14 protein-coding genes are annotated in these 13574 nt (G+C 61.9%); 1 reads left to right on the forward strand and 13 read right to left on the reverse strand.

Annotated elements, in window-relative coordinates:
• Positions 1–308: 308 nt before the first annotated feature.
• The 13 genes from mobH to DIE11_RS17190 all read right to left on the reverse strand — a co-directional run bounded on the left by mobH (position 309) and on the right by DIE11_RS17190 (position 12570).
• Positions 309–2129 carry a MobH family relaxase gene (gene mobH / locus DIE11_RS17130; protein ID WP_124625749.1) on the reverse strand — a complete coding sequence of 607 codons (1821 nt, stop codon included), beginning with the start codon at positions 2127–2129 and terminating at the stop codon, positions 309–311.
• A gap of 650 nt (positions 2130–2779) precedes the next feature.
• The gene (locus DIE11_RS17135; protein ID WP_124625751.1) at positions 2780–3871 is read right to left on the reverse strand and encodes a hypothetical protein; all 1092 of its coding nucleotides are present in this window, start codon (positions 3869–3871) and stop codon (positions 2780–2782) included.
• Positions 3872–4026: 155 nt separating this feature from the next.
• Positions 4027–4389 carry a hypothetical protein gene (locus DIE11_RS17140; RefSeq protein ID WP_124625753.1) on the reverse strand — a complete coding sequence of 121 codons (363 nt, stop codon included), beginning with the start codon at positions 4387–4389 and terminating at the stop codon, positions 4027–4029.
• Between the two features lie 176 nt (positions 4390–4565).
• Positions 4566–5750, reverse strand: coding sequence for a hypothetical protein (locus tag DIE11_RS36725; RefSeq protein WP_221622460.1), 1185 nt, complete (start codon positions 5748–5750; stop codon positions 4566–4568).
• Positions 5747–5962, reverse strand: a complete 216-nt coding sequence (locus tag DIE11_RS17150; RefSeq protein WP_124625755.1) for a Rieske (2Fe-2S) protein — start codon at positions 5960–5962, stop codon at positions 5747–5749. The genes DIE11_RS36725 and DIE11_RS17150 overlap by 4 nt, the downstream gene beginning before the upstream one ends.
• Positions 5959–6792 carry an iron-containing redox enzyme family protein gene (locus tag DIE11_RS17155; RefSeq protein ID WP_124625757.1) on the reverse strand — a complete coding sequence of 278 codons (834 nt, stop codon included), beginning with the start codon at positions 6790–6792 and terminating at the stop codon, positions 5959–5961. Before DIE11_RS17155 ends, DIE11_RS17150 begins: the two co-directional genes overlap by 4 nt.
• Positions 6793–6803: 11 nt before the next feature.
• Complete coding sequence (locus DIE11_RS17160; protein ID WP_124625759.1) at positions 6804–7619, reverse strand: dihydrodipicolinate synthase family protein; 816 nt, start codon at positions 7617–7619, stop codon at positions 6804–6806.
• A complete protein-coding gene (locus tag DIE11_RS17165) occupies positions 7616–8128 on the reverse strand; it encodes a DUF6190 family protein (RefSeq protein WP_124625761.1) in 513 nt (170 codons plus the stop codon). The genes DIE11_RS17160 and DIE11_RS17165 overlap by 4 nt, the downstream gene beginning before the upstream one ends.
• Positions 8115–9341 carry an aminotransferase class I/II-fold pyridoxal phosphate-dependent enzyme gene (locus DIE11_RS17170; RefSeq protein WP_260437133.1) on the reverse strand — a complete coding sequence of 409 codons (1227 nt, stop codon included), beginning with the start codon at positions 9339–9341 and terminating at the stop codon, positions 8115–8117. The genes DIE11_RS17165 and DIE11_RS17170 overlap by 14 nt, the downstream gene beginning before the upstream one ends.
• Before the next feature lie 142 nt (positions 9342–9483).
• Complete coding sequence (locus DIE11_RS17175) at positions 9484–10494, reverse strand: class I SAM-dependent methyltransferase (RefSeq protein WP_124625763.1); 1011 nt, start codon at positions 10492–10494, stop codon at positions 9484–9486.
• A 142-nt stretch (positions 10495–10636) separates the two neighbouring features.
• The gene (locus DIE11_RS17180; RefSeq protein WP_124625765.1) at positions 10637–11326 is read right to left on the reverse strand and encodes a glutathione S-transferase family protein; all 690 of its coding nucleotides are present in this window, start codon (positions 11324–11326) and stop codon (positions 10637–10639) included.
• Between the two features lie 52 nt (positions 11327–11378).
• Positions 11379–11996: a glutathione transferase GstA gene (gene gstA, locus DIE11_RS17185; protein ID WP_124625767.1), complete on the reverse strand. Its 618-nt coding sequence runs from the start codon at positions 11994–11996 to the stop codon at positions 11379–11381.
• A gap of 121 nt (positions 11997–12117) precedes the next feature.
• A complete protein-coding gene (locus DIE11_RS17190; protein WP_124625769.1) occupies positions 12118–12570 on the reverse strand; it encodes a DoxX family protein in 453 nt (150 codons plus the stop codon).
• A 67-nt stretch (positions 12571–12637) separates the two neighbouring features.
• Between DIE11_RS17190 and DIE11_RS17195 the strand changes: the two genes are divergently transcribed.
• Positions 12638–13534 carry a LysR family transcriptional regulator gene (locus DIE11_RS17195; RefSeq protein ID WP_311767590.1) on the forward strand — a complete coding sequence of 299 codons (897 nt, stop codon included), beginning with the start codon at positions 12638–12640 and terminating at the stop codon, positions 13532–13534.
• The last annotated feature ends 40 nt before the right edge of the window (positions 13535–13574 follow it).

Raw genomic sequence — 13574 nt, forward strand, 5'->3', positions numbered from 1 at the left:
GGATAAAGCGATCAGTGGGGTGATCGACTTATCTGTTCCGATTCGTTTAATCGCAACGCTGCTTAAAAGCAGCGTCTATGGAATAAGGCCCCCAAGGGGGGGCTTGGGGGAGCCCAGATCGTCGGCCTGCCACACCATTCGGCCAGACACTTAGGGCAGGTTTACTTTGGCCAATCACGCTAGGGCATGTCTGTAGGCACATTCCTACTTTGGTGTAGGTGAGGCTTGTTTTGTGACGCGCAACGCGTTCCGCGCATTATCAGATCGTTAATGGCGGCTTCATCACGTCTGCTGTGACATCGCGCTTTTCACTCGATCAGCTTCAGATACGGATTGTTGGCAGGGACATCGGCATCACCGAACAGGCTAGTGGGTGCGGATAGTAGATACCCGTGTACGCGTCGCGTCTTGCGTGGCCCGGTGATTTCGCACGTCCAGATGTTCAATCCGCTTGCCTGTTTGCGGTGTAACCGCAACTGCTCGAACCGCTTCTGCACCCATTGCCAGCTGTCGAGCTGCGCGTCCTTGGCGAGGCGTGCGATCTGCGGGTGTTCTTGCGCGTACCGTTGAAACACACCAGGGCTCACCAGGTAAGCCGTGTCGGCGACCGTGTGCGCAAGCGCCTTCGCATCGTTGATGATGATCTTGCGGCTTGCGACACCCTGACGAAGCCATGAGATGAAATGGTCGCCCGAAGGTTCTTCCGGGACGCCGCTGGGCGAAGCTGGGACGCTCGCTGTCGTCACGGATAGCGTCGAACCGCCCGGCGCTACGGATGGTGCAGGGGCGGGCACCGTTGCGGGGGCCGCAACTGCCTGCGTCGTCGGTTCCGAGGCCATCAGGTCCAGCAGTCCGGCCAGTGCGTCGTTTTCAACGACGCTGGGGGGCGGCGATGACGCTGGTGCTGTCGTAATGGCAGCTGTGGTCGGCGCCGATGGCTGGGCCGGTGCGGTCACTTCGCCGGACGATAACGCGTCCATGTCGACGCGAATTTCGCCGGTGAAAGCGGCGGGACGCTCGTGGGCTTCCCAGATGAGTGCCGGGGACATCCGCAGCAGCGTGAAGCTGTGTGACCATCCCGTTGCGCTGGTGATCGTGGCCCGCCAGATCGCCTTGCCGCCTGCGGCGGGCAGGGCAATGCCATGGTCCTGCAGCACATCGAAGACGGCCGTGTTGCTGGCGGGGATGCCATCCATGCCCTGTGACAGCAGGTGCGCGCGCAGCTTGTCGGACACCGTCTTGCTCACCAGCCACAAGGCATCCTGGGTCAGCCAACCATCAGAGGCCTCAGGCTGGTTCAGCTTGAACTCTTCCCTTAGCAGATAGCGCAGCCCATCGAGCAGCTTGCGCTGAAGCGCCTGTTTGGGCGCAGCCGCGGCACGGGCTGGGTCACCGCCAAGCTCCTGGGCGACGGAGGCCTGGTCGGCCTGGATGACCAGTTCGCCGAGGGTGCCGGCGTGCTCGTACTGTCCGGCGAGGACATAGATCAGTGCGGCCCAAAGCTCCGGATAGCCGCTGAGCCAGTCGAAGATGGCTGGATCAAGAATGCGTGTGTACAGCAACCCAGTCGCGGCGTTGTGGAGCCGGTATTCCCGTTCCTTGCGATAGCGGAACCGGTACGGTTTCTGAAGCGGCCCATGCCACGGGTGCCACACCGTTCCATCTGCGTGCTCGACCTCAAAGTCGACGGCCATCTTGCCGAGGTCGTGTAGCAGCGCTGCATAGGCAACACTGGCGGTCCAGGCCTCAGCTTGGGCCGCTTGTGCTTCGGGCGGCGCGCCTGCGGGCAACAGGTGCGATTGCCGCAGCTTGAGGGCGTAGGCCACGATTTCCAGACCGTGGTCCAGCATGCCGCCCGGGTAGGCATGGTGATGGCTTTCTGATGCGGGGAACTGCTGGACCAGTTCGGCGTAGCGTTCGAGGGGCGCACGATACAACGATGCAAACTGGCTGCGCGATACCGATGTCCGTTGCCAGATGTGTTCCAGCAATTTCTGCCGGCGCGGTTTGGCCAGCAGCGAGTCCGCTGACTCGGGCTGCGTCAGCCCTTTCGAGGGCTGGTCCGGTGCTGGTGCCGGCGAGTGAGTCGGAAAGGATACGATCGTTTTGCGCTGGAACAGCGAGAACATGGCGACTCCGGAAGGTTGTTGCGGCAATGGCCTTTTTGCCTTTTCGGGTAGGGCCTTTGCCCTTGACCCCATTCCCTTGCTCTTTCCAACCCTTGGGGCCATTACCCTTTGGGCGTCATCTTTTCGTATAGAACGATCAGATGGCGCCAGCCGCAATCAATGCGGCCGAGAATGGCACCTGCATCATCGCGTGCTTCAGTTGGAATAGCGGAATGTGGCCGGTGCCGACTCGTCGAACGCTTGGATGGGGAAGCCGCGATGATTCCCAGTGGAAATGATCGGTCTGCGCCACGCTGGCAGAGAGATCGACTGTCGTCTACCGGCCACCGTTCCGACGCGCAGCATCACATCGAGTGATATTCCATCGGGTGGTATCAAAACGACGGCTTCGAGATCTAAGAGGATGCCGTGAGTAGGCTCCGCTTCCGGCTCTGGTGCGGTCAAGGCAGCAATGGGGCCGTGCATTGCGGTGGATTCCTGTTGCCGTGAGTGAGCCGTGCGTCGATAGGGCGTTCGTGACGATTGAAGCCGATGTCTGATTTGTAGTGTGGGAAGGTCGTTGTTCCGTGGGGCGCTTCGACGTAGACATGGTGGGCCTGCTCAACATGGTCGACCCTACGTGCACTGAGTCTAGGCAGCGCACGCCTCAGTTATGCTGCCCAGCGAACGCCGGCAGCCCCGAAACGCAGGCGCCACCAGGCCATCTCCGAGAGCCGACCCTGCGTCACCAGAGAAAAAACAGGTTCGGCCCAAACATGCGGGTAGTTGTCGCGACTGTTTTTACGGTTTTGTGGAGGCTCCAACCACGCATATCCGCTCATGCTGAGAGAGTATCCGTTTCTATGCTGAAACCAATTTCGGTCTATCCAGCTACCGTCGCGACCGTAGGCGCTCAAGGCGGCGTCGAGCGCGTCAGTACCTGCGGGGCGTCGCCGTAATTCTTGCGACGCGTCGACGATGAACGACGCAGGTTCAATCCTTGCGCCTGGCTGAATGATGTCGACCACGGAGTCGAATACGCTGCCACCAGCGAAGCGTGTGATGCGTTTCAACTCTTCGCCAATTGCATCGCTGGGGCCCCCGCGAACGAGCAACAAGAAATGCCCGTTCGCCTGAATCTCATCGCGCTGGTAGCCGTACTTCGGCACTACGGTGCCGTACGCCTGTCCTGCCCGAATACGGCCTTGTAATGCAACGGGCACGACTGTTGCCCCACGCGTCACCGTATGTCGCGCGCCCGCTACCCATCGCGAATCATTGAGGCCAATGGCGAACTCCAGCGCTGAGCCAACGCGCCGCTCGATCGAATGTACGAGTCCGCCGATGGCTGTAATCGCAGGCAACCCGACACTAAGCATTCCGCCCGCCACGTTCATCCGTTCCACTCGTCCACGCAGTACGACTGCGGGAGCGTTACCCTGCAACTCGGAATGCATCAGGATTTTTGAGACTCCTCGCCGAATCAGCCGTACGGCCCCGTCCTGTACCAACAACGTCTCACCGTGATTTGCTACCGCTGCCGGGATCGACTGGATCATCCACCGGTGGCTCGGCAGCTTTCGTTCGGGTAGACGAGCGAAAACCTCGTGCGCAAGACCGGCGCTGGCTACCGGCGAGACGGAGACATAACCGTCCGTTGCCCAATCCTGCTGCGGCACGAGAATCTGCTTGAGCCCGGGATCGATGATAGGAGGCAACTGAGGGGTAGAAAAGTCACTCGATGCAGCGATTTCGCGAAACATCCGCATATCCGCCGCGTTGGTGGGGCACGCCCACATCTCACGACGAAGCGTCGTGGTCGCAGACGAGACAACGTCAGAATCCGCTTGCGACACTCTGGCCCGAATCCCCGGTTGTTTCACGCGAGGATTGAACATTTTAGGGATGTGCGTCCCGATCATTCGCTGTAACCCTTGACCCACCCCTCGGAGAGCATCAGGCCTGCGAGCCGGCACAGCTCGTCATCGGCTTCCGCGAGTCCCAGGTAAATCGCGCCGACGGTTGCGTCATCACTGCTAGCCTGATACATGACCGTCATCGTGTAGTTCTCATTGAACGCGACGCGGACAGTGAACTCGCCGTCTTCGTACTTTGCATCAAGCGAGAGCGCGTGTTCGTTTTCGACGCCGTCTTCGCGCAGACGACGAATCTCGGCTTTGAAAGCGTGGGCCAACCGAGCGGCTTGCGTGCTGCTAGCGTTGGCGATCTGTCCCGCGACGAAGTCAGCAATGGCTGACTTGAGCTCGTCTCCGTGTGACATTGCTCGTGTCCTCATTTGTACCGCTGATTCGACTATCGAATCAGTCAGTGCGGCATTCATCTACCGCCTTGCTAACTCTACATAGATTCGCATTCCGAACCAATGGTCAAGTACGCCGCTACGTGCAGTGAGATTCCTAACAGTGCATTGACTGGCGGGGGACTTCGTGTGCGTGGCTATCCGCAGGGGCCCACTTCCTGCCCGATCGGCACCGCGCAATACGGAATGGCCCAGACAAAATCGGTCTGCATCGCGACAGGGAGATCGCGTAGCCAGAACCAGCTCGGGGTCGGTGCCCCGTTGGGACTGCATGGTGCGCCTGTGGGGCAAGAGGCGACCGGCGCGGGATCGAGTGAGCCGTCCTCCGAGGTTTTCAATCCGTCCTTGCCGAAGGCCGCACGCGCGTGGCACGTCATGCACGATGCCGTATTGACCATGCCTTTCTCGGGGATCGTGTTGCCGAGCAGGATGGGCCGGCCCGTGCTGTCCGTGAAGTCCATCTGCGAACCCTTCAGGCAATAGTGCTGCCAGGCTTCATCGAGGCCTGCTTTCGCGAAGATCGTGCGCAGGGCTGGTGATTTGCGACAGGCCGGATACCGCTCACCCAATGCGGAGAAGGGGGCTACCTGCGGCAGGGTCGCGCCGAAGCTGTCGTGGCAGCCGATGTAATCGCAGCGGCCCGCGTTGTCCTCATGTTCGAACGTGGCCCAGGTCCAGTTCGGAATCAGCTTGGTGGTGATGTGCATCGAGGCCAACGCATAGCGCTTGCCATCCGAACCGACGCTGATGTGATAACGGCTCGCGTCCACACCGGGGCTGTCGGCGGGAATCCAGTCCCCCTTCACTTCGATCGAGTCCAGGGGGAACACGATCGGCTTGCCAGCAGCGAAGGCCGCAGCGAGACCTTCCTGGGTATAGAGCTGGTGGTCGACGATGTAATCGAAGGTGGCACGGTTGCGCCGCACTTCTTCGAGGTTCTGGGCCGAGACCTGCGGCTGGGCGCCTGGCGCCGCCTCCAGCCGCCGAGCCTGATCGGCTTGCAGTACGGCGGCATGTAAATGCAGGGCAGCGGTGTCGCCGGGCCATTGGGGATGGCGGTTGAAGGTGTCGTGATCGGACGCCCAGCTCTCGAAGCGGCTTCGGTGACCGCCGTGGTCGCCCGCGGGCGTCGTGACGTAGGTGAACAACAGCCAGGATGTCTCATCGGGCGCGTTCAGCGCAGACGCGTGGTTGGCCTGGAGCAGGTCATCCAGCGGGTTGCCTGGGCGACTGCGGTCGGCGTTGTCCTGTTGCGCGACCGCTGCGCCGGCGAGCAGAAACAACGCGAGCATCAGGGTTCTGACGCGGTTGTGCTGGGTCATGGCGTTACATCCAGGGGGAGGGTGGCGGGACCGTTGAGTACCTCACCGGTGTCGAGATCGAATCGGGAGAAGTGCAACGGGCAGGTGATGACGCAGCGACCGTGAGGCGTGCAGGTCACGGTGCCGTATTTCATGGGTGCCCCGCGATGTGGGCACGTGGCGGCGACCTCAAAGCGCGCGCCGTGGGCTTCAATGCTGACCCGATCGGTCATGGGGTGCAGCTCCGGGCCAAGCTCACCGCCGCCTCGAAGGCACGGCTGGCCGTGGCGTGCGCCAGGCGCACACCAGTCCAGGCTTTTTGATAATCGAACGGAATGACTCGCGCGGTTTCCGAGATGGCCAGCAGTGCGCTGCGCGCATGGAACACATCGATATGGACATGTTCGCTGTAATAGGGGTGGGCGTGGATGCCGAGACGCTCACACGCCGCGACGTAGGGTGCGAAGAGTGTCGGCACGACACCCTCGAACCATGCCAGCGCGCCGAGGAAATAATCGACCTGGTGCGCGCGCTTGGTCATCCAGTGAAAGATATTGACGAACTCAAACACCGGGTCGAGGGCTGAGGCCACGAACGGTTCAAGTTCGATCGGCGAGCCCAGTTCCCTGAGCAGATTGCAGTAGAGCTGGGTGTGCATCATCTCGACGTTGCCGCAGCCGAATTCATCGATCAGGATGCGTTGCACGGCCGCCTGGGCGCGAAGCGGCAATCGCGGCAGGATCGCCAGAAACGCCTGGGCTTCGGTCAAGCCGTCGACCGCGAACTGCTCAACGATGACCCTGAACTGGGTGCGGCTGGCTTCCCGTGCCAGAAATTGTTCGCTGGGTGAGGGCGTGGCGGCGTCGCTTTCGATCAGCGTGTTCAGGGTCGCCCGGAAATCCTTGAAGGACCGCACTGGCGGCGCGGGAGGCAGCGCGGTGATCAGTTGGCCCACCCATTGCGCCTCGTAGGCGGCAAATGCGACGAGGCGCGTGGGGTCGAACACGGCGCCATGGTGTTCGAACAGCATGCGCTGCGACGTGACGCCTTCCCTGGCGATCATCGGGGCCACGTTCACGCGACACCCGGGGACGCGAAGGCCGTTTCCGTCGTCAGCGCCGTGGACAGCAGGCCGCGCTGGTGCAGTTCCCGTTTGATCGCGGCATACCAGTCATCGTCGAACAACTGGTAGTCCTCGCACCACCGGTCGATGTCGCGCTGGAGTGGTTCGCTGGGCGTCGATCGCATGCGTGCACACGCGGCGATCTCCAGGTTGGCGAGCGCCACGGCGTGACCGTCGGCGCCGGGTGCCTGCCACAACAGATCTTCCCAGCCCTGCAGCACGCCGCAGGGCAGCGCACACTGATTCAGCGCAAGCACGATTTCTGGCCGACGACTGGATTCCTTGATGCCGAGCACACGCGGTAGCTGGCACAGACGACACAGCGCCTGTACCACCAACTCAATGTCGCCTTCGCTACCGTGGTGATACAGGAACAACGGCAAGGGTGACGCGACGCTGAGACGCTGGAAGCGGGCGATGACCGCTTCGGTATCCGCTCCCCCGAGAGGTGGCACCACCACCGTGAGGCCAGCGGCCCCAGCATCCGCCGCGAAGCGGCTGCGTGCCAGGAGTTCGTCATCGGACTCAACGATGGCGCCCGGGCAGACCGGAAGGCCGCCCGCATGCCGTACGGTGTAGTGGACCATGGTATTCCACTGTGAACGGCAAAGCCGGCCGCCCTCGCCGGAACTCAGGGCGGGCAGCAGGGCGGTCGCGTGGTTCCGAACGGAGTCAATCAGCCGCGCGACACTCCTTTCGCAGACGCGGAAGTCCGTTGCCAGCGGTGTCACCAGCGGCACGACAATACCTTCGATACGGTGGATCATGCGCTTAGCGCCGTGAGCGGGACACGCAACGCCAGGGAGGCCTGGTAGAGCGTCTCCAGGGATGGCGGGAACGACAGCTCGTCACCCGACGGCGGCGCGGATACTGCCAGGTTCCGGCGAGCGAGCAGGTGTGGGCAGAGGGTGTACAGCCGGCCGCCGGCGGAACTGACCTTGCTGCAAAGCAGACGCTGGCTCGCGTTCAGGCCCGCGAAGTCCTCGCTTTGCGCGGCCCGTTGCAGCTCGGTATCCGAATAAGGCCGGCGATGGATCACGACGATGCTGTGCAATACGTCCATGAACGGGTAGTACCGATCCTGCTGCTGGCGCGCATAGCGCCAGATCACGTCGTCGCAGGCGCCCACCTGGTCGAGGCTGGTGGACAGCTCGCCGTCCATGCGCGAGGCGAAGAAGTTCTTGCAGGCGATACGGACCGTCTCCTGGTCGCTGTTCATCCCCAGGAACAGGGTGGCGTCGAAGAACTCGACCTCGGGCGGCTTAGCGGAGCGCATCGAGGGCCTCTTTCAACGCGTCGACCGAGGCACGGAAGCTGGATGGTTCACGCGCCAGTGCCAGGCGGATGAAGCGCTCACCCACGCGTTTGCGACTCCAGAAGAAGTACGTGCCGGGTAGCACGTAGACATTCCGTGCATAGCCGGACTCGCAGAGGCGCGTGGCGGTGATCTCCGGATCGGTGATCTCCAGCCAGGCCACGCTGACTTGCACTTCCGGCTCGATGATGCGCAGTAGCGTTCCGATCAACGCCTGCCTGACGTACGCGCGGTTTTCATCGAGCACCGTCTTGACGGAAGCGAGACCATCGGCGAGGGAGTCGTCCAGATACGCACTGAGCATGTTGAGGATGAAGGGCGACACGTTCAGCAGGATGCTCGTCTGGATGTTGTACAGCGCGGCATGCAGATCCTCGCTGCAGGTCAGCATGGCGCATTTGGCATCCTGTACCGGCCAGGTCTTGCCGGTGTCCTCGATGACCAGATAGCTGACGCCGGAGCGCTCCAGCAGGGCGTAGACATCGCACCGGCCGTGCTGCGTATCCATCAGGGCGAACGAGGCGAAACACAGGTCGACCATCAGGATCTTGTGATGGTCCTTGCAGAATCGCACCAGTTCTTCGAACGCCTTGCCCCCTCGGGTGAGGAGGCTCGCACCGGTCGGATTGTTGGGATCGACGAGCGCGATCACGTCGCCGGTGACGGTGTTTTCGAGGCGCGCGTACAGGCCTGGCCCGGAGGTGAGCAGTTCTTCCTTGAGCGGTAGCAGCGGCACGTGCATGTTCGCGAGGATGTCGTGCAGATTGTCGAAGCACGGGTCGATCAGACTGACCGTCATGCGGCGACGCATGACGAAGGTCGCGACCGCCATCATCGCGATCGATGCGGCGTAGAAGAGCATCGTGCGGTTCAGCATCATCGCCGTGTCCTGGCGATGCAGGGTGAAAAACTTGCGGAGGAAGCGTTGCTCCAGCGCGTGCTGCGTGGTTTGCTCCGACTCGTACCATAGCTGAGGCAGGCGGGCCACGATGTCGCGCTGGGTCATCGACTGGCGTTGATGCGTGTGCGCGTCAGCGAGGTTGTATTCGGTGCGCAGCGCGAGGATTTCGTGCTGGGTGATATCGGCCAGTCCGTCCAGCCCGGGCTCCAGTTCGGCGGGACAGACACGGGCGTCGAAGGCATCCTGATTTTTCTCGGCAAGCATGTTGTTCATCATCGTGTCCATTGAGTGGCTACATCTCGGTTGTGGACGTACCAAAGGCATTCCGTCGGGTTTGCTCCGGTGCGCCACAGCCTCCTTGGTTGCCCGCCGTTCGTGACGGGATCACACATCCCGGCGCCGAAGCGTCGGGCCGTCACGCCGGCATCCGTTCGATGCCTTGCGACGAATGCACGTTGGCTTTCCAGTGGTAGCGGCAGGCAAAGGGCGAATCGGTGCCGTTCTGGGCTCGACGCGAAAGTGTGACGTCGATGACGTCGCCGCGGTGTACGGTGAGCGGCTGCTGTAGCGGCAGGTAAGCGTGCTTCCAGCTGTCCGAATAGCGGCCGATCCCGTGATCGTCGCCTTCGATGTTCAGCAAGATGCCGTTGCGGAGATCGGCGACGAAAAAGCCCTTGAATCCGGTCAGGGTGCCCGAGGCGTTCGCGGGGAAGCGCAGGGCGACGGTGTAGTCGGTGGCGTACCCGTCCTCTTCGAAGTCGAATCGACGCGCTGGCTGGGGTAGGCTCAAATAGGTCGAACGTGGAAGGATGGCGTCATAGTAGGTGTCGAACGGCGAGCGCAGCCCGAGAGCGTCAAGTAACTGGCGGATGTCCTGGGTCTGGCTGACCGAACGACAGACCCCTTCGCTGATCTGGCGGTGGAGGTTGGGCGAACAGACCGGCACGAGGTAGGTGGCAAGTTGCTGCGGCAACATGCGGCCTTTGGGTGCCAGCATGCGCTGTCGTGCGTCGGCAAGAATGCGTCCGCAGTCTTCGTTATCCCCGAGGTTCCCGATGATCTCCGAGACGATCACGTCCGCCCGTTCGGGCAATTCGACGGCGTAAGACAGTGCGTTGAGACCGATGAAGCGTTCGCCGTAGCCCAGGTGCGTCAATGTATTGTTTGCCCGATCGAGCATGTTCGCGTTGCACTCGATGCCGTACACGCGATGGGCGCCCGCTTCGCACGCCCAACGCGCCAGGATGCCGGTGCCGGTGCCGAGATCGACGACGATGTCCCGGGGCTTGATCGCCCGCTTGATCGCTGCTTCGTAGGCCTCCATGCGCAACTGGTCACCGAGCATCAGCGCATGGAAGGCGTCGTCCCAGGCAAGGATGTCGAGGGAGCACGGAAACCATAGCTCTTCGCGTTGATAGGTCTGCATGTGAGATCTCGTCGGAGAGGCGGTGCTGCGCGGGGTAAAGCGAGACGGCCTGGATGCCGCGGGGGCATGGTGTGGCGGGAACGTGCGCGGAACGGAGAGAAGAGCGGCCTGTCGCTCTCACAGGCCGGGGCTAGCAAGGCGGTTATGGGTGGGAAGCGGTCGGGCGTGCGGAGCGGCGCGCGAGGATCAGCCGCGACAGCTCGGAGCCGCGCGCCACCAGGAATTTCTCGAGCGCCGCGGGATAGTCGGTACTGACGGCGGCGATGACCGATGGCCGGTTCGCGAGTGCGTGGCGCCATGCCTGGATCTTGGGGCGCTGCGCGAAGATGCCGAAATCGGCGATCGTGTCGAACACATCGAAGTAACGAAACACCGGGCCGAACACGGCATCGACCATGCAAAAATGCGAGCCGGCGAAATAGGGCCCGTCACCCAACGCATCGTCGAGCTGGGTGAATTTGACGCGCAGCTCATGTTGCTTGCGCTCCAGGGCATCGGCATCCGGCGCTGCGTAGAAGGCTCCGATCGCATTGAGGATCGCGCTGCCGAATTCCATCCAGGACCGATGCTGCGCGCGATGTAACGGATCTTGCGGGTGCAGCGGGCGAGGCAGGGTTTCCTCAAGATATTCGCAGATGACGGCCGACTCGAAGATGGGCGCCTGATTGACCAGCAACACGGGCGTCTTGCCGAGTGGCGATATCGCCAGAAACCATGCCGGTTTGCGCGCGAGGTCCACATCGCGGCGTTCGTACGGCACCTCTTTCTCCGCGAGCACGATCGCTGCGCGTTGCACATACGGGCAGAGCACGTGACTGGCCAGCACTAGCATGGGAGGACTCCTTTCCAATAGCGATGAGCGCGATATCAGGTCGCCGCGTGCATCAAGCGGCTGCTTTGATCAGACCTTCTGCCGTCATCGTCTCGTGCACGCTCGGTCGTGCCGCAACACGGTCCAAATAGGCACTGAGGTGTGGGTAGGGCTTCAGATCGATGCCCAGGAAGTTTGCCCAGTTGACGATGGTGAAGCCGTACGCGTCGGCTATCGAGAAGCGCTTGCCAGCCAGGTATTCCCGTCCGGCGAGATGCTGGTCGAGTTCATGGAAACGCAGAGCCAGCTTCTTCTTGCAGGCAGCCACCGTGCTCTCGGCCGTGTCGCTGGACCACAGCCAGCTGAAGGTCTTGTGCAACTCGCTGCTGATGAAAGCAAGCCACTGAACGGCGTCTTGGCGCGCGGCGTTGCCGACGGGCGGAATCAGGCCATGCGAGGCATCACTTTCCGCGATACGGAGCAGCAGGGCGACGACTTCCGTGTGTCGCGCGCTGTCATCGGTTTCCAGTAAGGGCACATAGCCTCGCGGCGAAACCTGGTAATAGTCTCCGCCATCCTCGGTCGTGTGTGTCGCCAGGTCGACCTTGATGCCTTCAAACGGCGCGCCCACTTCACGCAAGGCAATATGGACGGCCATGGAGCAGGTGCCGGGGCTAAAGTACAGTTTCATGCGAATGTCTCCGTGAGGAACGACCGACTTGCGGGTTCCTGGGGTTGTCGTGACACGTCGATTCCGTCAACGCATCGGCGATGACAGGGAGGCCAGCGTCGGCCGGCTTACACGTCGTTGCTTAAGCGGATTCGCCCACACGTCGGCGGCGCGATGCATGATTGATCGCATCGAGTGTGAAGCGTGAGGTCGTCCTGAGCGCACAAGCGCCGTCACCGATCAGCCACAGCACGACCAGGGCGATGGCCAGGAAGATCGGATATTCCCAGCCGCCGCCGGTACTGGTGAACACCCAGCCGTTGTGGATGTGGACGGAGGCGGCCGACAGCATGACCGGGACCATGAGCAGGGCTATCTGTCGCGCGTACAAGCCCAGGACAATGGCGACGCCGCCGAGAATTTCCACGGTAAATACTGGATACGCGAGGTATCCGGGGAAACCCACCGATTCAAAATATTGGGCGGTGCCTGGCAAAGTGAAGACCAGCAGCTTCAATAGGGCATGGGATATCCACATCACTCCCAGGGTCACCCGCAGCAATGCTGTACCCCATCGTTGGCTCGACGTATCCATTTGGTTTTCCATTAAAGTAGCGCTGTGAGCACGTTACCGCGTGCACGTCGCGAGTAAATGGACAGGGATGCAAGCCATGCTTGTGAAAACGCACTATCAGGTGAGTTCGAGCGATCTAGAGGTCGTCTTGGCGGTGGTCCGATCGGGCACCCAGGCAGAAGCGGGGCAACGGCTGGGCATCGACGGGTCGACCGTGTTCAGAGCCATCCGAAAACTGGAAAAGAGCTTGGGACAGCCTTTGTTTGAGCGGTCACGCGGAGGTTCGCGGCCAACAGCGCTCGCGCTGGAGCTGGCGCAACGCGCCGAACGCATCGAACTTGAACTGGAAGATGCGCGCGCCGTCGTGCATCAACGGCGGGATGGCCAGCTCACCGGTGTCGTCAAATTAACGACGACCGATACGCTGCTGCACGGACTGATCCTGCCGGTGTTCAAGCCATTGTCGGACGCTCATCCTCGCTTGCAGATCCAACTCGACGCCAGCAACGAAACGGCCAGCCTGATCAAACGTGACAGCGACATTGCCGTGCGCGCCACGCGTGAACCGCCAGACAACCTCGTCGGCAAGCACATCGGACCGATCAAGGTCGCGTTGTTTGGTCCACGGGGCGACGGCATGGCGAAGCACGGGATGTCCCATCTGGAGCGCTATGCATGGATCGCGCCGGATGAGGCGCTGCCGAAACATCCGTCGGTGGCGTGGCGGAAGCGCCATTATCCGTCGATCGTTCCACGTTACATGGTGAACAGCATTCTGTCGGTCGCTGAAGGGATTGCGCGTGGCCTTGGCGTGGGGCTGCTTCCGTTGTTTTTGACATGCGACCGTAGCGATCTGGTTCAACTAAGCGACCCCATCCAGGAGTGCGAGACACAGCTATGGCTGCTCAGGCATCCGGAGTCGGGGCATATTGCGCGGATCGCCACGGTGTATTCATACCTTGCCGAACATCTAACACTGAGCTAGATGGCGCGAGGTTCGTAGGGATAACGATCGCGCACGGGAT

The sequence above is a fragment of the Burkholderia sp. Bp9012 genome, assembly GCF_003853825.1.
Classification (GTDB): Bacteria; Pseudomonadota; Gammaproteobacteria; order Burkholderiales; family Burkholderiaceae; genus Burkholderia; species Burkholderia diffusa.